Below are 21,518 nucleotides of genomic sequence, written 5' to 3'. Positions count from 1 at the left end.
CCTGCCAGAAGCAAATTTTGCGATGTGCACAGGTGCTGTTGCGTGCCGCAGAATGCCCTCGTCTATGGGCAGCTGCTATAATTCGCAAGCAAATGGAGGAGTAGAGATGACTGAAACCGTTGCTATTCGAGTCCGTAAGCTGGCTAGGGAGCATAAGATCACCGCAGAGCGCGATGCCGTCAGCCTCATGGCCGTAAATATTACGCGCCTTGCCGGCGACAGGGTCGAACTCGATGGTATTGAACGGCTGCTGGTCAACCTAAAAAAGAAAGGTGTGCTGAGCAAGGCAGAAACACTTGCACTGCAAGGGCGTCACCTTCAGGAAAAAAGACGCTCGAAGAAGAAACTCATTGCATGAGTTTCGACCCGTTCGGCGATTTCGAGACTGCCGGGTATTTGCGAAACGCTCAGGGCCTCAAAGATCCTGTTGAAGTCAAAGAGACTGAACACTTCACCTTCGAGCTGAGTATCGAAGAGGCGCTGGCTTACCTGGCTCAAAAGAAGCTTCTCGATTACAGCGCTGTCCAGGCAACTCATAAGATCCTATTCAACGGGTTCTATCCATGGGCAGGTAAGGATCGGAACGAGCTGGTTCCTGGTCTAGCCGTGTTCAAAGGACCTCACGATGATCCCCACAGTACCGTCTTTGAACGCCCTGATTTGATCAAAAGAGCTATTGATTACGGCTTCGAACTCGCCGCTAACAAGGCAAGATTCAAGCAAAATCCCGGCAAAGTAATGGGCCAGTTTGCGTTCGCACATCCTTTTCTGGATGGCAACGGGCGTACCCTTTTACTGGTTTTCATGGAGCTTTGTTATCGAGCAGGGTTTGCGGTCGATTGGTCTAGAACGAAAAAGGACGATTACCTGCGGGCGTTAAGCGACGAGATTCGTGAACCTGCCAGAGGTCATCTCGATCACTACCTGAAGCCTTTCTTAGTCGACATCACTAGCCGTGACCAATGGCCAGAGATCATCGGCAGCATTCGCGGCCTTGACGGGCTCGACAAGGATGGCATCACCTACGAACGCCTGGATAAGCCCGAAATTCAGCAGATATACACAACGTATCGTGATCGAGTATGAGGCACCCAGCCAAGATTAGGCCGTGTCATGCTATGTAGCGCTTCAATCCAGGCAAGGAACTGCGTGACCTCGTGAATGAAGACGGCGAGTAAGGTCGCCACTTACCGCTCCTGCTTGATCAGCCCGAGCCACGCGAGCTGCTCCGCAGCAACTGATTTTCCCGCGGGTCGTAGCCTGGGTTAGCTGAAGGCGTAATCCGGGAAATGATTTCTTGCCTCTGGCGCGCCCAATGCACCCATCCTCAAGCCCTGCATACCGCCACGCAGTGCCGACTCTTGGTATTGGAGGCACCTACGGCGACCGCTTACACGAAGGCTGCAGTACTCGCCGCCAGCGCCTGGAGCAGGTCATCGAGCATGCTTTGGCCAATAACGGCACCGTGCTGATTCCCGCCTTCAGCGTCGGCCGCACGCAAGAGCTGCTCTACGAGTAGGAAGACATCATCCATAGCAAGAAACTGAACACCAAACCCGAGCACGCCTCCCCTGTAGAAGCGGGCTCCGACCGCGAATCCCAACCACGACGCAGTTTGGAAGCCTCGGCAGCGCTCCTGAAAAATAGCGAGAACGAACCTGATATCGCCTGGCCAAGCTTGCCAATCATCTTGGATTCGCCCCTAGCCAGCCATCGCTATCGCTATCGCCGGCAACGGCATGTGCTCCAGCGGCCGCATCGTCAATTACTTAAAGGCCATGCTGGGCGACCCACGACACGACGTGCTGTTCGTTGGCTATCAGGCCAAAGGAACGCCAGGCCACGCCATTCAGCGCTTCGGCCCGCGCAACGGCTACGTGGAGTTCGACGGCCAGCGCTATGAAATCCGTGCTGGAGTGCACAGCATTGGCGGGTACTCCGCGCATGCTGATCAGGCGGGGTTGGTTGAGTTTGTGACGGCGATGGAGGAGTGGCCAGGGGAGATTCGGTTTGTGCATGGAGAGGAGGGTGCCAAAGCAGTGTTGGCCTATGTGCTCGCCGCCGCTTATGCAGAACGGCAACTAATTGTAGATGTAAAATTCACATGGGAAGGAGCTGTGCTATAAGCAGCCAAAGGCTGACCTCATCACCCGTTCGTCTGAATGCAAGCGGCTAAGTAGCTGCAATTGAAGCTCTGAGGATATGAACGGGCGTGGACAATCGGCTTGTTCAGAGGCAGGTTGCCGCCAACCGTGAAGAGCAGTCGTTGGGAAAATGCGCTTTTCACTGAGATTTTCATCACAACCATGACGAAATCCACAAACAAAATTGGGTAGAATGCCGCGCTCGACAGATTCTGTTCGCTGGTAGTGGTACCGCTAATAGAAACTTCAGCTCGGCGGCAGATGTACGACATCTGCGCTACCGGGTGTCGGACGATGGTGAAAATCACAGCCTGTGCTACCCGCACAGGTTCAATAGGACTGCAGTGACGGCAAAGGTTTTGCCGGATCCCGGAAAACGATGCCTGAGTCGATCAATAAATCATTGCGTTCGCTAAAGCTCTTCAAGCTTAGCCAGCCCTTCGCGCAGCCTCTGGCCGCCTGGTTATCGACCAGCTTGGCTACGGGCCATGCCATGCAACCAGCAAAAAGATTCCATTTCCGCCATGAAACAGCTGGACGCTATGCGCCATGCCTGTTGAGTGCCTGTTGCCCCCTATTACCCCCGAACTGCCCATGGCCCGCTGGCGCTGTGAGCTGGAGTGTGGACATTCATTTTCCAATTGCTTTGAAACAGGATGACTGAGCCCATGTCGCAAGCCCCAAACGTCCGTCCGCAGAACGATGAAATCGATCTCGGCGAGCTAATGCGCGCACTGTGGGAGCGCAAGAAGCTGATCATCGGTGTCGCTGCCGTGGTCACCCTATTGGCAGTTGCTTATGCGCTGTTGGCGACCAAGTACTATCGCACCCAGAGCATCCTGCGCCCGGTTGCGATGAATGTATTGGATGAGCTCAATGCATCCGGCCTCTACACATTGACGCCTGAAGAGGCGCTGCAGCGAGTCGGTGCGGGGATCAGCTCCTACGAGTATCGGCTCGAATACTTCAATGCCAATCAGGAGCTATTTGGGCCAGATGCCATGAGTGATGGGCAGACCGCTGAGCAGGCGATGAACCAAATCATCGAAGACTTTGAAATACTGCGCCCTGATCCGAATCGACCTGACGGTGGCTTTTCCTATGTAGGGCTCGCTTATACCTACCCATGGGGTGTGAAAGGTGCCGATATCGTCAATGGGCTGATCCAGTATGTGATCCAGCAAGAGCGTACTGCCCTCGCTGAAGACGTGGAAGTGATCATCCGCAACCGCTTGGCCAAGCTGGAGCAGCGTATGGCGGCTGAGCGCGCTGCCTACCAGGCAGACAAGCAAGCGAAGATTGCATCGCTTTCGGAGGCTGATGCCCTCAAGCGAGCTCAGCTGCAGGACGAACTGAATTCTTTGCGCAAGCAACTCCGTACTCGTCGTGATGACCGAATCGCACAACTAAATGAAGCTGTCATGATCGCGAAGTCGCTGGGCATCGAGAAGCCGAGTACGCCATCCACCCTTTCTGATAGCGCACCAGTGTCTGGCTCTGGCAATGTCATCCGCACGGAGGTCAATAATCAGCAGATCCCTCTCTATTTCATGGGCACTGAGGCGCTCGAAGCAGAGCGCGATGCGCTACAAAAGCGCCGCTCGGATGAGTTTACCGAGCCCCGTGTTGCAAAGCTCCAAGCCGACTTACGGTTGCTTGAGCAGAATCGCGAAGTTGAACTCCTCAAACAGCGCGCTGATGAGGATGTATATATCGAGAACTATGCGAAATGGAATCAGGAGGCTGCGGAGCTCAAGGGTCTCAATCTGAACCTTAATGCCTTGCAATTGGTGAACATCGATAGGCAAGCGATATATCCACGCTCTGCCATCAAGCCTAAGAGGATTTTGGTGGTGGCGCTAGGTGCTGTATTGGGCACCATGTTGGGTCTATTCATTGCGCTGATGAGCGTTTTGACCAGTAAGCCTAAAACGCACTCTCGTTTTAGCGACGCCGGTTAATTTTTATATCTATATTCTATAAGTATCTGGAGTGTTACATGACGTCAGCTATCAAGCAGACAAGCGTTGCCAAGTTCAAGAGCAGGGAGGCCCTGATTGGTATTGTCGGTCTTGGCTACGTAGGGTTGCCGCTTATGTTGCGCTACAACGCAATTGGATTCCGCGTTTTAGGTATCGATATCGATGTCAATAAGGTCGATACGCTCAATGCTGGCGGGAGTTATATTGAGCACATTCCCGCTCAAAAAGTAGCTTCCGCACGTTCTTCGGGATTCGAAGCGACAACGGATTTTCAGCGCGTCAGTGAGTGCGACGCTTTGATTCTATGCGTACCGACACCGCTAAATAAGTATCGCGAGCCGGACATGAGCTTCGTTATAAATACTACTGACGCGATCAAACCCTACCTACGTGAGGGGCAGGTTGTGTCATTGGAAAGCACCACTTATCCAGGCACCACCGAGGAGGAGCTGCTGCCACGTGTCGAGCATGCAGGGCTGAAAGTCGGTGAGAATATCTTCTTGGTCTACTCGCCAGAACGTGAAGACCCAGGCAATCCCAATTTTGAAACACGCACCATTCCGAAGGTAATTGGTGGTCATACGCCTGCCTGTCTCGATGTAGGTGTTGCGCTCTATGAGCAGGCCATCGACAAAGTCGTGTCCGTCAGCTCCACTAAAGCTGCAGAAATGACCAAGCTGCTCGAAAATATCCACCGTGCGGTAAATATTGGCCTAGTAAATGAGATGAAGATCGTCGCTGATCGCATGGGTATCGACATCTTCGAAGTCGTTGATGCCGCAGCAACCAAGCCATTCGGGTTCACTCCTTACTATCCTGGCCCTGGGCTCGGTGGTCACTGCATCCCAATTGATCCCTTCTACCTGACCTGGAAAGCTCGCGAGTATGGCTTGCACACTCGTTTCATCGAACTATCCGGTGAGGTCAACCAGGCTATGCCTGAATATGTCGTTACCAAGCTGATGGATGGCCTGAACGACGCGGGTAAACCGCTTAAAGGCAGTAATGTGCTCGTACTTGGTATCGCCTACAAGAAGAACGTAGACGATATGCGTGAGTCGCCCTCGGTGGAGATCATGGAGTTGATCGAGGCGAAAGGATGTCGAGTCGCATATAGCGATCCACATGTGCCTAAATTTCCTAAAATGCGTGAGCATAATTTCGATTTGTCTAGCGAGCCGCTTACCGCCGAGAACCTCCAGCGCTTCGACGCAGTTATTCTCGCCACTGATCATGATAAGTTTGATTACGATTTGATCAGTCAGCATGCGAAGTTGATAGTCGATAGCCGCGGTAAGTACCGTGCGCCTGCTGCCAACGTAATCAAAGCTTAAGTGGGGGAGGTCATTTTGAAACGATTTGCACTTATCGGCGCCGCTGGTTATATCGCTCCTCGCCATATGCGAGCTATCAAGGATACGGGTAACGAGTTGGTCTCCGCTTATGACATCAATGACTCTGTCGGGATCATCGACAGCCTGTCGCCTCAGAGCGAATTCTTCACTGAGTTTGAACGTTTCGCCGAGCATGCCAACCGCATCAAGCGAGATCCGGCCACGGCTCTTGATTATGTCGCAGTCTGCTCGCCCAACTACTTGCATCACGCGCATATCGCCGCCGGTCTGCGGCTGGGATGTGATGTCATTTGCGAGAAGCCGCTGGTACCTACGCCTGAAGTGCTGGATGAGCTGGCCCGCGTAGAGAAGGAGACCGGCAAGCGTGTTTACAACATTCTGCAGTTGCGGCATCACCAAGCAATTTTGAGCCTAAAGGAAAAGGTTGCCAGCGAAAATCGCGAGGCCAAGTACGATGTCGAGCTGACTTACATCACGTCCCGCGGCAAATGGTATATGGAGAGTTGGAAGGGGGATCCGCGCAAATCATACGGTGTCGCTACGAACATAGGTGTGCACTTCTACGACATGCTGCATTTCATCTTCGGCAAGCTGCAGCGCAATGTATTGCATTACGCTAACGACTACAAAGCGGCTGGCTACCTCGAATATGAGAAAGCACGTGTGCGCTGGTTCCTGTCCATCGACGCTGATGATTTGCCAGAAAGCGTGAAGGGTAAGAAGCCGACCTATCGATCGATCACCGTGGACGGCGATGAAATCGAGTTTTCTGAAGGCTTCACCGACCTACATACCATCAGCTACCAGGAAATTTTGGCGGGTCGCGGTTACGGAATTGAGGACGCCAGGCATTGTGTTCAGACAGTCGATACCATTCGCTCTGCCACTGCAGTTACTGCAGTGAATGGAGAGGGGCATCCCTTTCTCGGTTGTTTGAATTGACACTGATCTCACGGGCTATTTCCGATGTTTAAAACCAAGACAATCAGCCGCTCTTCTGCGCGCGATGTTCGGCGCGATGTTCAGGGGCTTCGTGCATTGGCGGTGCTGGCTGTCTTGGTGTTCCATATCGAAAAGGATTGGCTGCCTTCAGGCTTTACCGGCGTTGATATGTTTCTGGTCATATCCGGCTTCATCATCACGTCAATGTTGTTGAAGCAAGGCGATGCTGTCGATTGGAAGCTGTTCTACTGGGCACGCGCACGCAGAATTGTGCCGGCCTATCTGGTCATGCTGACCTTGGTCACCTTATTGGCAGCCTGGATGTTTCTGCCTCCTGACTTCGATATATACCAAGACAGCCTAGGTTCCGCTCTGGGCTTCTACAGCAATTTTTATTTTTCAGATTTCGGTAGTTATTTCGCGCCTGCAAGCCATGAACTGCCTCTGTTGCATACGTGGTCCTTGGCCATCGAGATGCAGTTCTATTTGTTTTTTCCACTCTTTTTTGGTTTGACTCCCGTCCGCTACCGAGCGCTAGCTCTAGCGTTTTTAATATTCGTCACGTTAGGGTACTCGCAGTACCAGCTTTTAGCAGATCAAGCCACGCACGCTTATTTTTCATCTATTGGCCGGGCCGGCGAGTTTTTGATCGGGGCTTTGCTGGCGGTCTTATCGCTGGGGCGAAGTTGGTCTATTGCTTTAGCCACCGCTGCTGGTGGAGTAGGTCTTGTTCTGCTCATCGCGGGCTTCACCGTAGTCGACCAAGGCAGATTTCCCGGCCTCTGGGCGCTATTACCTTGTCTAGGCACAGCTCTCTTGATCGCCGCACGCAACGGCTGGATCAATATTCTATTGTCTCACCGTGCCGCTGTTTGGGTCGGTGGCTTGTCGTATTCCATCTATTTGTGGCATTGGCCGCTACTGGCCATTTATCGTTACTACACCGGTGCCTACGAGCTGACTTGGCAGGCAACCGCTTCGATCGTGTCACTGACATTGATCCTCTCTGTAATTTCGTTGCGCTGGATAGAGACGCCTGCAAGACGCTTGAAGTTGACGCCGTCGGGCTTTGGCATCGCCGCTGCGATGGCGTCAGTGTGCGCACTAGCCATGTTGGCTTCGCCGCACCTGGGTTCTGGATCGCAAGCGGAAGTTCCCACAGCGATGGCTCGCTATGCAAAACCAGAGGAAATCTGCCACGGACGCTTGGTGGGCAACTGTGTGCGAGGAGATAAGGATCTCCCTCCAGAGGCGCTGGTAATTGGTGATAGCCATGGGGCACAGCTCAATTACTTCTTCGATGTGGCAGGCCAGGCCGAAGGCTTTTCCGTGAAGCTAATCACTGGCAGCAGTTGTGTGCCTGTACCTGATTTCGATGTCGAACGTATTCCTGATTACGCTCAAGAAGATTGCCGAAATCAGATCAAGGCTGTGCAGCAAGCGCTGAGCGATTTCAAGGTGATCGTGTTGGTAGGGAAGTGGCGTTGGCATTTCGGCAGCGAACGGTTTCTAGGCGCGATCTCATCGTTCGTGAGCAGTTCGCTTGCTTCAGGCAAGAAGGTCATCGTCCTTGCTCAGATCCCGATGTTTGATGGCAATCTCTTGAGGGCGCGTCATTTCGAAGCGTTAGGTCTACCTGCCGCTGTCCACCAAGATCCTGAATGGAAAAATGCAAATCTAAGGATCAAGGAACTCATCACGAAGTATCCTGGCGCTCAGTTTGTCGATTACTCCGCCTCTGCCTTTTTCGCGAACGCGCCATTCGATCACGGCGAGTTGATCTATATGGACGCGCATCATCTTAATGAAATAGGTGCCAAACACTACGGACGCTACGCAGCGCCGGAGTTGGCCCGTCTACTTGGTGATCACTGATCAATATGGCCTACTACAAGCATCCTTCCGCGATCGTCGATGACGGCGCACAGATTGGCAATGATTCACGGGTATGGCATTTCGTCCATGTGTGCCCTGGAGCTCGCATTGGTGCTGGCGTTTCGCTGGGCCAGAATGTATTCGTTGGCAATAAGGTAGTGATCGCCGACAACTGCAAGATCCAGAATAACGTGTCGGTTTACGACAACGTGACTTTGGAGGAGGGCGTTTTTTGCGGCCCCAGTATGGTGTTCACCAACGTTTATAACCCTCGTTCACTGATAGAGCGAAAAAGCGAGTATCGCGACACGCTGGTGAAAAAGGGCGCAACCCTTGGTGCCAATTGCACCATCGTTTGTGGCGTGACGATTGGCGAATTCGCGTTCATTGGTGCTGGTGCGGTAATCAATAAGGATGTACCCAGCTACGCCTTGATGGTGGGCGTACCTGCGCGACAAATTGGTTGGATGAGTGAATACGGCGAGCAATTGGCGTTGCCCCTCAGTGGAGAGGGGGTCGCCACCTGCGAACATAGCGGCGCCCGGTACATACTTAACGGCAATGTTCTTTCCAAGGAAACCCAGCAATGATCGACTTCATCGACCTCAAGGCGCAGCAAGCGTTGATCAAGGACAAGATCGACGCTGGAATCCAGCGCGTACTCGACCATGGGCAATACATCCTTGGCCCTGAGGTCGCTGAATTGGAAGAGCGGCTGGCGAACTTCGTCGGCGCCAGGTATTGCATTACTGTGGCCAATGGCACCGATGCTCTGCAGATTGCCCAGATGGCCCTGGGCATAGGCCCTGGCGATGAAGTGATCACACCAGGATTTACCTATATCGCCACGGCTGAAACCGTAGTGCTGCTGGGAGCCAAACCGGTTTACGTCGATGTTTGTGCGCGCACCTACAATCTGGATCCGCAGTTGTTGGAGGCAGCCATCACGCCCCGTACCAAAGCGATCATCCCTGTGTCGTTATATGGCCAATGTGCTGATTTCGACGCTATCAATGCAATTGCCAAGGGGTATGGCATTCCCGTTATAGAAGATGCCGCGCAGAGCTTTGGCGCCACCTATAAAGGACGGCGTTCATGCAACCTATCTACTATCGCCTGCACGAGCTTTTTCCCGAGCAAACCATTGGGCTGTTATGGTGATGGCGGAGCGATATTCACCAATGATGACGAGCTTGCCAAGGTACTTCGACAAATAGCACGACACGGCCAGGATCGCCGTTATCACCATATCCGAGTTGGGGTGAATAGTCGACTGGACACGCTGCAGGCGGCTATTTTGCTGCCTAAACTAGAAATTTTTCAGAATGAATTAACTGCTCGGCTGAATGTGGCGGCTTGTTATAATGAGCTATTGGCTAAGCAGCAGATAAAAACACCCTTTATCGAACCACATAACGTCAGTGCCTATGCCCAATACACGATATGTGTAGGCAATCGCGATAACTTGCAGCAGCACCTTAAGGCCCAAGGTATACCAACCGCTGTGCATTATCCCATACCATTGAATAAGCAGCCTGCTGTTGCTGACGACAAAACTCTTCCTATAGGTGACTCGATTTCTCAACGGGTAGTCAGTTTACCGATGCATCCTTATCTTGATCACTCGCAAGTCAAGGATATCGTTTCCGCGATCGGGCATTGTGCTTGATGAAGTTCGTGTTGAAGCCGGATCAGGTTACCAAGGCTGCTGGTTTACTGGTAGGTGGGACTGCTCTGGGTCAGGTTGTGTTGCTCTTGGCGCTTCCTGTTCTTACACGACTATATTCCCCAGAAAATTTTAATGTCCTTGCTATATATGTTGCCATAATCGGTATTTTTTCCGGTGCTATCTGTCTGAGATTTGATATTGCGATTTCCTTACCCGAGTCCTCTGGTGATGCATGGCGATTAATGATCTTAGGTATCGTTTGCGCCGCGATATTTTCGTCGTTTATTGCTGTTGGCTTATCGTTTTTGCTTTGGGGTTTTGCCATCAACGTGGGCATCGAATCTAATGTCTTTTCTGCATTAGTTGGCTTGGGGCTTTTCTCAATGGGAGCGTTCAATAGCCTCCAAATGTGGTATGTGAGAGAGAAAAAGTTTTTATCTATATCCTTCGTGAAATTCTCACAGTCCATCGTTGTTGTATCTATCCAGATAGGTGCGGGTATTTGGCTTGCTACAGCTGCAGGGCTACTTTGGGGGCAATTAGCGAGTGGGGTTGTAGGGGCTTTTGCTTTCATTATTTTGTTGAGAAAAGACCCAGGAAATTTTTGTGGTTTGTCTTTTCAGGATGTAAGACGTTTTTTTCAAATATACGGGCGGTTTCCCAGGTACTCTGTTTTTGAGTCTCTAGCAAATGAAGCTGCCTCTCAATTGCCGCTGCTTTTAATAGCCTTCTTATTAGGAGGCTCTGAGGCTGGTTATTTAATGCTTGCTATGAGAGTTCTTCAGGCCCCAATCGCTCTGTTGGGAAACGCTATTTCTCAAGTTTATCTATCCCAAGCGCCGCTGAGTGAGCGTAAAGGAGAGCTGGCTACTTTATCAAAAAGTATGCTTGCTAAACTTGCGAAAGTTGGTGTTGGGCCGTTGCTGTTTGCTGCTATAGTTGCCCCGACAGTCTTCCCCATTGTATTCGGTAGCGAATGGCAACGCGCCGGGGAGCTTGTTGGGTGGATGACGCCGTGGTTTATTTTTCAGCTCCTAGTGTCGCCTATCTCCATGAGCTTGCATGTGAAGGGTAAGCAGGACATCGCTCTCTACTTGCAATTAGCAGCATTGCTGATGCGAGTATCTGCTGTTTTGCTATTTTACTTCATCTTCAAGGATTTTATGGTGGAGGCTTATGCCCTGAGTGGCTTGGTTTCCTATTTGCTATATTTTTTGGTGGTTCTTAATGTGCTGGGGGTGCCTATAAAACATTCGGTCGATTTGTTTGCGGAAGTGTCTGTTTACGTTTTTCCGTTCATTTGTCTCGCTTTTGTATTTCTTTGGGTGGTAGGACTTTTTATTTAGGTCTCTCGCTATTGGTCTTACCTGGTTCGAATGGGAAGTGAGCTGGTGAATAAACTGCTAGATAAAATTTTTTCTGCTCATACCTCATGGGTTCTATTTTTCGTAACCTGTTTTTTTTACTACGGACTGCTGTCTCTTTTTCTTGGTTTAAGTGTGCGTGAGGGGCATAGTTTCCTTTTTCTGTCCATCATTGCTTTCTGCGGATGTATAGGGATTGCGATTGGGAGAGCATTCCCTCTCCCAGATTATTTTGTTCATGGTGGTCTCCGGCGTATTGTTGTTAGCTCAACAGCGCTACACGGTACGATATGGAGTTTTTTTTTACTGTATTCCGCTTATGCAGTTTTAACGGCAGATGCCGTTCCTTTGATTTCGATGTTGACAGGAGCAGATGAACTCACTCTGAATGAACAGAGAGGCGGATTCCTGAAAGCACGTACAGGCTACGAGTCAGCATTAATTTACATAAGTACAGTCTTTGTTAGTGTCCTGCTTCCGTTTAGTTTGTCAAGTCTCTTTTTGAGGAAGAGCAAGTGGCGGTTTTTGTGTTTTTTTATATTCTTTCTGTACTCAGTAAGCTTTATGCAAAAAGCGCTTTTTCTGAACGTTGTCTTACCTTTGCTGTATGTATTTTGGTACTTGAAGATCCTCGACTTTCGTAAAATGGTATTTTTCTCTTTTGGTGCTTTTGGATTGCTGTTTTTTCTTGTTGCTGCCAGTGTGAGCGCACAAGGAAACCAGGGGGCATTCGACTTAAATAGTTTTTTTAGCGCATCATACAGTGCTAAAAGCGGAGTGGATTACCTGGTGTGGAGGATTGTAGGGGTTCCACTCTTTTCTGCTTCCGATACCCTGCACGTTTTTTTCACTCAGTTTTCCGGTGACCATTTATTCGGAGCGACAAGCTCATTTTTCTCCAGCTTATTTTTCTTGGAGCGTGTTAATTTAGAGCGAATCGTTTTTGCTTATCAATGGTCTTGGAACGAGACTGCAAATACGAATTCCTTTTATGTGGTTGACTCCTACGTAAATTTCGGGCTTGTAGGTGTCGTTGGCTATTCCTTCGTGGTTGGTCAGATATTTCGTCTTTTTGCTGTTTCTGATAATGAGGCATTCAAGTCTATTTGGCCGGTTTTCTGTATAAATATATTTAATGGTTCATTGGTTCCGACTCTGCTTGGAAATGGATTTTTACTCTTGTTTTTAATTGTTATTTTGCTTAAGGAGCGATAGCGATGTATTTTCATGGCGTAAGTGTCGTCATCGCAGCGAAAGATGAGGCTCTCCATGTGAGAGAGGCAGTTTCGAGTATATTGAACCAGTCAGATGTAGATTTTGAATTAATCTTTGTTGATGATGGTTCTAAGGATAGTACTTATTCAATCGTCTGTGAGTTGGCGGCAAGTGATTCGAGATTAAAGGTTTTAAAAAATCCTGGTGCGGGTAAATGCTCCGCATTTAACTACGGCGTCTCAATGGCGACGGGATCGTTTGTATGTATTTTTGCGGGGGATGATTTGATGCCTCCAGGGAGTTTGAGTCAGCGCTTCAAAGCTGTAAGCGCCTATTCCCCGAGTCTTCCAGTTGTTGGGCTCTGCAAGCTTAAAACGATTTCTGAAGATAAAAAATTTGATGGGCAGATTGTGCCAAAAGCGACCGGGGTTGGTGGGTTTACGGGGGTTTCTTATCTAATGTCTAGGCCTGTGCTTGACAAAATTTTTCCGGTTCCTGAGTCGTTGCCCAATGAAGATACATGGATGGAGGTCGCAGTTAGGTACATGCCGGGTTGGACTATAGTCCATTCGGATGTTATTGGATGCCATTGGCGTGTCCATTCGGGCAATAGCATTAATATGCAGCTTTCATTCTCTGAGTATAATAGGCGTTTAACTCCACGTATGAGCGCTTTCGAGAGGTTCTACGATAAGCATCGTGCTGATTTAGACCGGAATGGAATCGCTTTTCTTAAGTCAAGAATAGAGTGCGAGCATGCGCGTGCCTCGGGAAGTGTTTTAGGGGTTTTAACTAGTTCTGCTCCGCTGGTCGACAGGCTGAGAGCTTTATCAGCAACGAATTCTTTTTTCTATGAGTTGCGGCGACGGTTGTTTAAGCTGCTCTCGGGGTTTTGATTGGAGGTGGTTATGGCGTATCAAATTTGTACGTCTTGTATTATGGATAGCACAGATCCAGGTATTAAGTTTGATGCCAGCGGGGTTTGTGACTTCTGCAACAATTTCAAATCCGAAATCGCTCCCAACTGGCATCCCGATGCGCGGGGCGAGGCTGATCTTGCAGCACTCGCTACGAAAATCAAGAAGCAGGGTGAGGGCAAGGATTTCGACTGCATCATTGGCTTGAGTGGCGGCCTGGATAGTTCTTACGCGGCTTATATAGCGAAGGAAAAGATGGGGCTGCGCCCATTGCTTTTCCACGTGGATGCGGGCTGGAATACCGACCAGGCCGTAGGCAACATTGAGAAGCTGGTAGATGGCCTTGGTCTGGATCTCTACACCGAAGTCATCAACTGGGAGGAGATGAAGGATCTGCAGGTGGCATTCCTGCGTTCGCAGATTGCAGACCAGGATCTACCCCAGGATGCCGCCTTTTTTTCCGGCTTGTATAAGTTCGCACGCAAGCATGGCATCAAGTATGTATTGACCGGTGGCAACTATTCGACCGAGTGCTGTCGCGAGCCTGAAGAGTGGGGCGGCTATCCGGGCATCGACAAGACGTTGTTCGCGGACATCCACAAGCGCTTCGGCAAGCGTCCGCTCAAGACCTTCCCGCTGGTCGATATCATGACCTACAAGATCCTCTACCAGCGAGTGCTGGGCATGGAGATCGTCAAGCCGCTGAATCTGGTGCCGTACGTCAAGAAAGAGGCTGAAGCCGAGCTCGAACGCCGTTTCGGTTGGCAGAAATTCCAGCACAAGCACCACGAGTCCCGCTTCACGCGCTTCTACGAAGACTACTGGATGCCGCGCAAATTCGGTTATGAGAAGCGCCGCGCGCATTTCTCCAGCCTGATCATGACCGGGCAAATGACTCGTGACCAAGCCCTGGAGCGTATTGCCAAGCCGGAGATGGATGAGCAGTTCCTGAAAACTGAATTCGAGTTCGTGGCCAACAAATTGGGGCTGTCGGTCGCGGAATTGCAGGCGATCTTCGAGGGAGAAAACAAAACGTATAAGGATTACAAGAACAAGCGCTTTCTAATCGGTATCGGTTCGCGTGTAATGAGCGCCCTCGGATTGGAGAGAAGGCTTTTCAGATGATCACCATCATCGACTACGGTCTGGGTAATATTCAGGCCTTCGTAAACGTCTACAAGCGACTGCATATACCGGTCACGGTAGCGACCAATGCTGATCAGCTGACCGGTGCCAGCAAGCTGATCCTGCCCGGCGTGGGCGCATTTGACCATGCGATGCAGCGCCTGAACGCGTCAGGCATGCGGCAGACGCTCGATGACATGATTCTTGGCCAGGGCATTCCTGTGCTAGGCATTTGCGTAGGCATGCAAATGCTCGCCGACTCCAGTGACGAGGGCGTGCTCCCTGGCTTGGGCTGGATCCCGGGGCGGGTGCGCAACTTCCATTCGGTGCCTGAATCGAGCGAGCTGGCATTACCCCACATGGGCTGGAATGATGTACAGCCTGCTCCTGGCAGCCCTCTGTTCAAGGGCCAACAGGAAAGCTGGTTGTTCTATTTCCTTCACTCGTATTTTTTCGAGTGCACTGAGCCTGCGCATATCGCTGCCACTGCGACTTACGGTGCCAGTTTCAGTTGTTCCGTTGCCTCGAACAACGTGTATGGGGTGCAGTTCCATCCCGAGAAGAGCCACCACTGCGGTGTCGACTTGCTGAAGAACTTCGCGGAATTGTGAAATGTTGAGACCACGTATCATCCCTTGCTTGTTGATCCAGGATAGCGGTCTGGTCAAGACCGTGCGATTCAAGGATCCCAAATACGTCGGCGATCCGATCAATGCCGTGAAGATCTTCAATGAGAAGGAAGCGGACGAACTCATCGTCATCGATATTGACGCCAGTGCCCATGATCGTGAGCCGGACTATCAGCAGATCGCCCACCTTGCGTCCGAGTGCAGAATGCCGCTTTGCTACGGTGGCGGCGTGCGCACTGCCGAGCAGGCCAAGCGCATCATTGCGCTAGGTGTCGAGAAGGTAGCCATTAGCTCCGCTGCGCTGGCCAACCCGGGCCTTATCAGTGAAATCGCCGCTGAGATCGGTCGCCAAAGTGTTGTCGTGGTGCTTGATCACAAGCAGCGGTTGCTGGGCAAGACCCAGGACGTCTGGACGCACAATGGCACTCGCAACACAAAACGTAGCGTCGTCGATGTGGCCTTGGAGATGGAAAAGCTCGGGGCGGGCGAAATCGTCATCAACTCCATCGATAACGACGGAAAGATGAAAGGCTATGACTTAGCGCTGGCTGCTCACTTGCGTGAGGTGCTGACCGTGCCACTCACGGTGCTGGGCGGGGGAGGTAGCCTCGACGATATGCACAAGGTGGTTGCGGTCTGTGGTGTGGTAGGCGTGTCAGCTGGTAGCTTTTTCGTGTTCAAAGGCCCTTACCGCGCGGTGCTGATCAGTTACCCCACCGCACAGCAGAAACGTGACTTTATTTATTCAGCCCTGCAAGGTCGCCGCTAGGCTGCCTCGCATTCAGATTTCAGGATTGCATATGTTCAACGGAAAGAAATTGCTTATCTCTGGCGGCACTGGCTCCTTCGGTAATGCCGTACTCAAGCGCTTTCTCGATACCGATATCGATGAGATTCGCATCTTCAGCCGGGATGAGAAGAAGCAGGATGACATGCGCAAGCATTATTCCAGCCCCAAGTTGAAGTTCTACATTGGGGACGTACGCGACTATCAGAGCGTGCTCAACGCAACCCGTGGTGTCGATTACATTTTCCACGCGGCTGCACTCAAGCAAGTTCCATCTTGCGAGTTCCACCCGATGGAAGCTGTAAAGACCAACGTGCTGGGTACCGAGAATCTGCTCGAAGCTGCCATCCAGAATGGCGTCAAGCGCGTGGTCTGCCTGAGTACCGACAAGGCTGTTTATCCAATCAACGCCATGGGTATTTCCAAGGCCATGATGGAAAAGGTCATGGTTGCCAAATCGCGTAACCTGGATGAAGCCAGCACCGTCATCTGCGGTACCCGTTACGGCAACGTCATGGCATCACGTGGCTCGGTGATCCCGCTGTTCGTCGATCAGATCCGCGCGGGTAAGCCGCTGTCGATCACCGATCCGAACATGACCCGTTTCATGATGACCCTGGCTGATGCGGTCGATCTGGTTCTGTACGCGTTCGAGCATGGCCGCAATGGTGATCTGTTCGTACAGAAAGCACCGGCTGCAACGGTTGAGGTGCTCGCGCAAGCGCTGACCTCGCTGCTGGGCAAGCCCGACCATCCCATCCAGGTCATCGGCACTCGCCATGGCGAGAAGCTTTACGAAGCGCTGCTGAGTCGCGAGGAGATGGCCTGCGCCGAAGATCGCGGTGAGTACTACCGTGTGCCGCCGGATCTGCGTGATCTCAACTACAGCAAGTTCGTCGAGCAAGGTGAAGAGCGCATCTCCCACACGGAAGATTACAACTCGCACAACACAGAACGTCTGGACGTGCCGGGCATGCAGGAGCTGTTGCTCAAGTTGAATTTCATGCGTGCCATTCAGCGCGGCGAAGACGCGGCGCCCGAGGAGTGAGCATGAAAGTTCTGATCACCGGTGCTAATGGTTTCGTTGGCAAGAATCTGATCGTTCATCTCAAGGAGCGCCAGGATGTCGAGATTCTCACTTTTGGCCGTTCTGACGACCTGAGCACGCTCGGTGAGCGTATTGCCCAGGCAGACTTCGTCTTCCACTTGGCAGGCGTGAATCGGCCTCAGGATCCTGCCGAGTTCAGAGAGGGCAACACCGAGCTTACCGTTGAGCTTTGCAAGGCGATTGAAGCCAGCGGCCGGCAGATTCCTGTTGTATATACCTCGTCGAGCCAGGCCTCGCTGGACAACCCTTACGGAGTCAGCAAGCGTGGAGCTGAAGAGGCCTTGCATGCACTTGCACAGCAGCACGGCAGCGCTGTGCATCTTCTGCGCTTGCCGAATGTATTTGGTAAATGGGCCAAGCCGAACTACAACTCGGCGGTGGCCACGTTCTGCCACAACATTGCCCGTGATCTGCCTATCCAGATCAACGACCCCGCAGCCGTCATCACTCTGGTGTATATCGACGACGTTATTGCCCACTTCCTTGCGTTAATGTCGGGAGAAACCAAAGGCGTTGACGTTGAACCGCAATACCGGGTCAGTGTTGGCGAGATCGCTGATCGTTTGCGTGGTTTCAAGGAAAGTCGCAATACCCTGATTACGGATCGGGTAGGTGAAGGCTTCGTGCGTGCCCTTTACTCGACGTATTTGAGTTACCTGCCTCCAGAGCGATTCACCTACGAAGTTCCCAAGTATGGTGATCCGCGTGGTGTGTTCGTCGAGATGCTGAAAACCCCCGACAGTGGGCAATTCTCATTCTTCACGGCTCACCCCGGCATCACGCGCGGCGGTCATTATCACCACACCAAGACCGAGAAGTTCCTGGTCATCAAGGGCCGCGCCCGTTTTGGTTTCCGGCATATGGTTTCCGGCGAGCTCCATGAACTCATTACGGAAGGCGACAAGCCGGAGATCGTTGAAACCGTGCCCGGCTGGACACACGACATTACCAATGTTGGTGATGACGAGATGATCGTGATGCTCTGGGCGAATGAGATCTTCGACCGCGCTCACCCTGATACCTACGCCTGCCAGGTGAAACCATGAAAAAGCTGAAAGTTGCCACGGTCGTTGGCACCCGTCCCGAAATTATCCGCCTGGCCCGAGTGATGGCCAAGCTGGACGAGCATTGCGATCATGTGTTGATCCATACCGGGCAGAATTACGATTACGAGCTCAACGAGATTTTCTTCGACGACCTGGGTATTCGCCGGCCTGACCATTTTCTCAACGCCGCGGGCGCCACTGGCGCAGAAACCATCGGCAATGTGATCATCGCGGTCGATAAGGTGTTGGCTGAAGTCCAACCGGATGCGTTGCTGGTGTTGGGTGATACCAATAGCTGCATGGCGGTGATTCCAGCCAAGCGACGCAAGATCCCCACCTTCCATATGGAAGCAGGCAACCGCTGTTTCGATATGCGTGTGCCGGAAGAGATCAACCGCCGGATCGTCGATCACACGGCGGATATCAACCTGACCTATAGCACCATTGCCCGCGACTACCTGCTGCGTGAAGGGTTATCACCGGACATGGTGATCAAGACCGGCAGCCCGATGTTCGAAGTGTTGACCTACTATCGTGCAGGCATTGACGCCTCTGACGTCCTTCAGCGTCTTGGATTGGAGGAGGGCAAGTTCTTCGTCGTCAGCGCGCACCGTGAAGAGAACATCGACTCGGAAAAGAACTTCCGCAAACTGGCCGAGACCTTGAACCAGGTCGCTGCGCATTACGGCATGCCGGTCATCGTTTCTACCCACCCCCGCACCCAGAAACGCGTGGATGCATTGGGCGTGACCTTCCATCCCAATGTGCGGCTGCTCAAACCGCTGGGGTTCAAGGATTACAACAAGCTGCAGGCCTGCGCCAAAGCTGTGTTGTCCGACAGCGGCACCATTTCGGAAGAGTCCTCGATTCTGAACTTCCCTGCGCTGAACATTCGTGAGGCCCATGAGCGTCCCGAGGGGATGGAAGAAGCCTCGGTGATGATGGTGGGGCTAGAGGTAGAGCGAGTGATGCAGGCGCTTCAGGTACTCGAGTCCCAGGGCCGCGGTGACGAACGCAGCCTGCGCTTGGTTGCCGATTACAGCATGCCCAATGTAGCGGACAAAGTCGTACGGATCGTTCATAGCTATCGCGACTACGTGATGCGCACGGTATGGAAACGGAACGACTGACGCGCATGCGAGAGGGAAAACTGAAGATATTGATCGTCAGCCAGTATTTCTGGCCCGAGAACATGCGCGTCAATGACATGGCCGAAGAGCTGGTGCGTAGAGGGCATGAGGTTACCGTGCTCACGGCATTGCCGAATTACCCTGAGGGTCAGGTATTCGAGGCTTATCGCGAGGCGCCGGAGCAATTCGCCAGTTATCGCGGCGCGGAGGTGGTGCGCGTACCGTTCATCCCGCGCGGCAAGCGCAGCCTCACTCTTGTTCTCAACTACCTGTCGTTCGTAGTCAGTGGTTCGTTGCTGGGCAGTTGGAAGCTGCGGGGCCGAGAATTCGATGGGGTTTTCGTCTATGCAGTCTCGCCGATCATGTCGGCCATTCCGGCTCTGGTGATTGGCAGGCTGAAAAAGGCACCAGTCAGCGTGTGGGTGCTGGATTTGTGGCCGGAGACCCTGCGCGCGGTCGGTGTAGTCCATGATGACCGGGCCCTCGCATTAGTGGGCAAGATGGTTTCCTGGATCTACAACCGTACCGATTACCTGCTGCTTCAATCACGCGCTTTCCTGGATAGCGTGCGTTCTTACTGTACCCGGCCTATCGATGACGAGCGGCTGGTGTATTTCCCCAGTTGGGCAGAAGACGGATTCAACGAGCTACCTGAAGGGGCATCGCCTTTGCTGGCGCGCTCTCCGGACGAATTCACCATTCTGTTCGCCGGCAATCTGGGCGAAGCGCAGGATTTTCCCGCGATTCTCGATGTGGCTCAGGCCCTGCGAGACACCGTCAAGGTCCGCTGGGTGCTGGTAGGGGACGGCCGCATGAGCGATTGGCTGCAGCGTGAGGTCGCGCAACGCAACCTCGACAACGTGCTTTTGCTTGGTCGCCACCCGCTGGATGCCATGCCGGGGCTTTTCGCCACGGCGGATGCGCTACTGGTTTCGCTGAAGACCAACGAGGTATTCGCCAAGACCATTCCGGGCAAGGTTCAGGCTTATCTGGCGTCAGGCAAGCCTGTGCTCGGGATGATTGGTGGCGAGGCCGCACGTGTCATCGAGGAGTCGGGAGCAGGACTCGCCTGCGCTTCTGGCGATCAGGAGGGCCTGTCTCTCATCGTGCAACGCATGGCGGCTATGACCTCGCAGGAGCGCGTTGCTATGGGGGAAGCAGGTAAGCGCTATTACGATGATCAGTTCTCCAAGGAAAAGATCTTCTCTAATCTGGAGCGCCTGTTCCGGCAGGGAACGCGCAGGGATCGAAAGCAATCATGAAACGAATAATGGTTACAGGTGGCAGTGGTTTTGTCGGCCGCACACTGCTCGAACGTTTGCATCAGGAAGGCCACGAGTTGATTGCCCCCTCGCGCTCCCCCTTGACCCAGGCACCAGTGAGCGTCGTTAACCCGCTGGTAGGTGGGCTGGCGGCAGATGTGGACTGGACCACCTCGCTCGAGGGCGTTTCGGTTGTCATCCACAGCGCAGCTCGCGTTCACGTCATGAACGATACGGCCGCCGATCCTCTGGTGGAATTTCGCAAGGCCAACGTTGACGGCACCCTGAGCCTTGCCAGGCAGGCGGCCGCAGCTGGCGTGCAGCGCTTCGTGTTCATCAGTTCGATCAAGGTCAATGGCGAGGGCACCCAGCCAGGGCATGCTTATCGGGCAGACGATACGCCCGCCCCCCAGGACCCTTATGGCGTATCCAAGATGGAGGCCGAGCAGGGCCTGCGCTCACTGGCGAACGAGACCGGCATGCAGGTGGTGATCATCAGGCCCGTGCTCGTTTACGGCCCGGGCGTGAAAGCCAACTTCCGCAGCATGATGAGCTGGTTGCGCAAAGGCATACCACTGCCGCTTGGCGCTACAGGAAACAAGCGCAGTCTGGTTGCAGTGGACAACCTCGTGGATCTGATAGCCACTTGTATCGATCACCCGGCGGCGGCCAACCAGACATTTCTGGTCAGTGACGGTGAGGACCTATCCACGACTCAATTGCTGCAGCGCATGGGTAACGCGCTTGGGCGACCCGCAAGATTGCTCCCGGTGCCAGCCACTCTGCTGCAAGCCGGTGCGGCAATGCTTGGCCGACGCGCCATCGCTCAGCGGCTATGTGGTTCCTTGCAGGTGGACATCGCTAAAACCCGAGAACTGCTGGGGTGGACGCCGCCCGTGAGCGTCGATGATGCATTGCGCAAAACGGCACTTGCCTTCGACGCTGGCTGAACAGCAATGCCTGCCGTG

General features: G+C 52.8%; 19 protein-coding genes and 1 pseudogene. All 20 read left to right on the top strand.

Annotated elements, in window-relative coordinates; genetic code table 11:
* Nucleotides 1-106: 106 nt before the first annotated feature.
* The 20 genes and pseudogenes from BLR94_RS20430 to BLR94_RS20340 all read left to right on the top strand — a co-directional run bounded on the left by BLR94_RS20430 (nucleotide 107) and on the right by BLR94_RS20340 (nucleotide 21,500).
* Nucleotides 107-358, top strand: a complete 252-nt coding sequence (locus BLR94_RS20430; protein ID WP_084307828.1) for a hypothetical protein — start codon at nucleotides 107-109, stop codon at nucleotides 356-358.
* Complete coding sequence (locus BLR94_RS20425; RefSeq protein WP_084307829.1) at nucleotides 355-1,086, top strand: Fic/DOC family protein; 732 nt, start codon at nucleotides 355-357, stop codon at nucleotides 1,084-1,086. Before BLR94_RS20430 ends, BLR94_RS20425 begins: the two co-directional genes overlap by 4 nt.
* Nucleotides 1,087-1,305: 219 nt before the next feature.
* Nucleotides 1,306-2,126: pseudogene (locus BLR94_RS20420) on the top strand (MBL fold metallo-hydrolase RNA specificity domain-containing protein); the annotation flags it as partial.
* A 686-nt stretch (nucleotides 2,127-2,812) separates the two neighbouring features.
* Nucleotides 2,813-4,105, top strand: coding sequence for a Wzz/FepE/Etk N-terminal domain-containing protein (locus BLR94_RS20415; RefSeq protein WP_090423750.1), 1,293 nt, complete (start codon nucleotides 2,813-2,815; stop codon nucleotides 4,103-4,105).
* A gap of 38 nt (nucleotides 4,106-4,143) precedes the next feature.
* Complete coding sequence (gene wbpA / locus BLR94_RS20410) at nucleotides 4,144-5,460, top strand: UDP-N-acetyl-D-glucosamine 6-dehydrogenase (RefSeq protein ID WP_084307831.1); 1,317 nt, start codon at nucleotides 4,144-4,146, stop codon at nucleotides 5,458-5,460.
* A 15-nt stretch (nucleotides 5,461-5,475) separates the two neighbouring features.
* On the top strand, nucleotides 5,476-6,423 hold the full coding sequence (gene wbpB / locus BLR94_RS20405) for a UDP-N-acetyl-2-amino-2-deoxy-D-glucuronate oxidase (protein WP_084307894.1): 948 nt from the start codon (nucleotides 5,476-5,478) through the stop codon (nucleotides 6,421-6,423).
* Between the two features lie 24 nt (nucleotides 6,424-6,447).
* Entirely contained in the window at nucleotides 6,448-8,298 is a 1,851-nt protein-coding gene (locus BLR94_RS20400; RefSeq protein WP_084307832.1) for an acyltransferase family protein, read from the top strand.
* Nucleotides 8,299-8,303: 5 nt separating this feature from the next.
* On the top strand, nucleotides 8,304-8,888 hold the full coding sequence (wbpD, locus tag BLR94_RS20395; RefSeq protein ID WP_042553996.1) for a UDP-2-acetamido-3-amino-2,3-dideoxy-D-glucuronate N-acetyltransferase: 585 nt from the start codon (nucleotides 8,304-8,306) through the stop codon (nucleotides 8,886-8,888).
* Nucleotides 8,885-9,967: a DegT/DnrJ/EryC1/StrS family aminotransferase gene (locus BLR94_RS20390; protein ID WP_084307833.1), complete on the top strand. Its 1,083-nt coding sequence runs from the start codon at nucleotides 8,885-8,887 to the stop codon at nucleotides 9,965-9,967. The genes wbpD and BLR94_RS20390 overlap by 4 nt, the downstream gene beginning before the upstream one ends.
* Entirely contained in the window at nucleotides 9,967-11,313 is a 1,347-nt protein-coding gene (locus BLR94_RS20385; RefSeq protein ID WP_084307834.1) for an oligosaccharide flippase family protein, read from the top strand. The genes BLR94_RS20390 and BLR94_RS20385 overlap by 1 nt, the downstream gene beginning before the upstream one ends.
* 45 nt (nucleotides 11,314-11,358) lie before the next feature.
* Complete coding sequence (locus BLR94_RS27290; protein WP_139207484.1) at nucleotides 11,359-12,546, top strand: O-antigen polymerase; 1,188 nt, start codon at nucleotides 11,359-11,361, stop codon at nucleotides 12,544-12,546.
* Between the two features lie 2 nt (nucleotides 12,547-12,548).
* On the top strand, nucleotides 12,549-13,442 hold the full coding sequence (locus tag BLR94_RS20380; protein WP_084307835.1) for a glycosyltransferase family 2 protein: 894 nt from the start codon (nucleotides 12,549-12,551) through the stop codon (nucleotides 13,440-13,442).
* A gap of 12 nt (nucleotides 13,443-13,454) precedes the next feature.
* Entirely contained in the window at nucleotides 13,455-14,588 is a 1,134-nt protein-coding gene (locus BLR94_RS20375) for an N-acetyl sugar amidotransferase (RefSeq protein ID WP_084307836.1), read from the top strand.
* Nucleotides 14,585-15,199: an imidazole glycerol phosphate synthase subunit HisH gene (hisH, locus tag BLR94_RS20370; RefSeq protein ID WP_084307837.1), complete on the top strand. Its 615-nt coding sequence runs from the start codon at nucleotides 14,585-14,587 to the stop codon at nucleotides 15,197-15,199. The genes BLR94_RS20375 and hisH overlap by 4 nt, the downstream gene beginning before the upstream one ends.
* 1 nt (nucleotide 15,200) lies before the next feature.
* Nucleotides 15,201-15,986, top strand: a complete 786-nt coding sequence (locus BLR94_RS20365) for an AglZ/HisF2 family acetamidino modification protein (RefSeq protein ID WP_084307838.1) — start codon at nucleotides 15,201-15,203, stop codon at nucleotides 15,984-15,986.
* A 31-nt stretch (nucleotides 15,987-16,017) separates the two neighbouring features.
* Nucleotides 16,018-17,052, top strand: coding sequence for a polysaccharide biosynthesis protein (locus tag BLR94_RS20360; protein ID WP_084307839.1), 1,035 nt, complete (start codon nucleotides 16,018-16,020; stop codon nucleotides 17,050-17,052).
* Nucleotides 17,053-17,054: 2 nt separating this feature from the next.
* The gene (gene wbjC, locus BLR94_RS20355; RefSeq protein WP_084307840.1) at nucleotides 17,055-18,158 is read left to right on the top strand and encodes a UDP-2-acetamido-2,6-beta-L-arabino-hexul-4-ose reductase; all 1,104 of its coding nucleotides are present in this window, start codon (nucleotides 17,055-17,057) and stop codon (nucleotides 18,156-18,158) included.
* Nucleotides 18,155-19,288, top strand: a complete 1,134-nt coding sequence (gene wecB / locus BLR94_RS20350; protein WP_084307841.1) for a non-hydrolyzing UDP-N-acetylglucosamine 2-epimerase — start codon at nucleotides 18,155-18,157, stop codon at nucleotides 19,286-19,288. The genes wbjC and wecB overlap by 4 nt, the downstream gene beginning before the upstream one ends.
* Before the next feature lie 5 nt (nucleotides 19,289-19,293).
* Entirely contained in the window at nucleotides 19,294-20,550 is a 1,257-nt protein-coding gene (locus BLR94_RS20345; protein WP_084307842.1) for a glycosyltransferase family 4 protein, read from the top strand.
* Nucleotides 20,547-21,500, top strand: a complete 954-nt coding sequence (locus BLR94_RS20340; RefSeq protein ID WP_084307843.1) for a UDP-glucose 4-epimerase family protein — start codon at nucleotides 20,547-20,549, stop codon at nucleotides 21,498-21,500. The genes BLR94_RS20345 and BLR94_RS20340 overlap by 4 nt, the downstream gene beginning before the upstream one ends.
* Nucleotides 21,501-21,518: the final 18 nt, after the last annotated feature.

Source organism: Phytopseudomonas flavescens, assembly GCF_900100535.1.
Taxonomy (GTDB): domain Bacteria; phylum Pseudomonadota; class Gammaproteobacteria; order Pseudomonadales; family Pseudomonadaceae; genus Aquipseudomonas; species Aquipseudomonas flavescens.
This window is presented reverse-complemented; position numbering and strand designations above follow the sequence as displayed.

Bases quoted from the DNA above. Each gene is read 5' to 3' on its own strand.
- wbpD (WP_042553996.1), top strand. From the start codon at position 8,304: ATGGCCTACTACAAGCATCCTTCCGCGATCGTCGATGACGGCGCACAG.
- wbpA (WP_084307831.1), top strand. From the start codon at position 4,144: ATGACGTCAGCTATCAAGCAGACAAGCGTTGCCAAGTTCAAGAGCAGG.
- BLR94_RS20375 (WP_084307836.1), top strand. From the start codon at position 13,455: ATGGCGTATCAAATTTGTACGTCTTGTATTATGGATAGCACAGATCCA.
- BLR94_RS20415 (WP_090423750.1), top strand. From the start codon at position 2,813: ATGTCGCAAGCCCCAAACGTCCGTCCGCAGAACGATGAAATCGATCTC.
- BLR94_RS20400 (WP_084307832.1), top strand. From the start codon at position 6,448: ATGTTTAAAACCAAGACAATCAGCCGCTCTTCTGCGCGCGATGTTCGG.
- BLR94_RS20360 (WP_084307839.1), top strand. From the start codon at position 16,018: ATGTTCAACGGAAAGAAATTGCTTATCTCTGGCGGCACTGGCTCCTTC.
- BLR94_RS20345 (WP_084307842.1), top strand. From the start codon at position 19,294: ATGCGAGAGGGAAAACTGAAGATATTGATCGTCAGCCAGTATTTCTGG.
- BLR94_RS20340 (WP_084307843.1), top strand. From the start codon at position 20,547: ATGAAACGAATAATGGTTACAGGTGGCAGTGGTTTTGTCGGCCGCACA.
- wecB (WP_084307841.1), top strand. From the start codon at position 18,155: ATGAAAAAGCTGAAAGTTGCCACGGTCGTTGGCACCCGTCCCGAAATT.
- BLR94_RS20430 (WP_084307828.1), top strand. From the start codon at position 107: ATGACTGAAACCGTTGCTATTCGAGTCCGTAAGCTGGCTAGGGAGCAT.
- hisH (WP_084307837.1), top strand. From the start codon at position 14,585: ATGATCACCATCATCGACTACGGTCTGGGTAATATTCAGGCCTTCGTA.
- BLR94_RS20380 (WP_084307835.1), top strand. From the start codon at position 12,549: ATGTATTTTCATGGCGTAAGTGTCGTCATCGCAGCGAAAGATGAGGCT.
- wbjC (WP_084307840.1), top strand. From the start codon at position 17,055: ATGAAAGTTCTGATCACCGGTGCTAATGGTTTCGTTGGCAAGAATCTG.
- BLR94_RS20425 (WP_084307829.1), top strand. From the start codon at position 355: ATGAGTTTCGACCCGTTCGGCGATTTCGAGACTGCCGGGTATTTGCGA.
- BLR94_RS20390 (WP_084307833.1), top strand. From the start codon at position 8,885: ATGATCGACTTCATCGACCTCAAGGCGCAGCAAGCGTTGATCAAGGAC.
- BLR94_RS20365 (WP_084307838.1), top strand. From the start codon at position 15,201: ATGTTGAGACCACGTATCATCCCTTGCTTGTTGATCCAGGATAGCGGT.
- BLR94_RS20385 (WP_084307834.1), top strand. From the start codon at position 9,967: ATGAAGTTCGTGTTGAAGCCGGATCAGGTTACCAAGGCTGCTGGTTTA.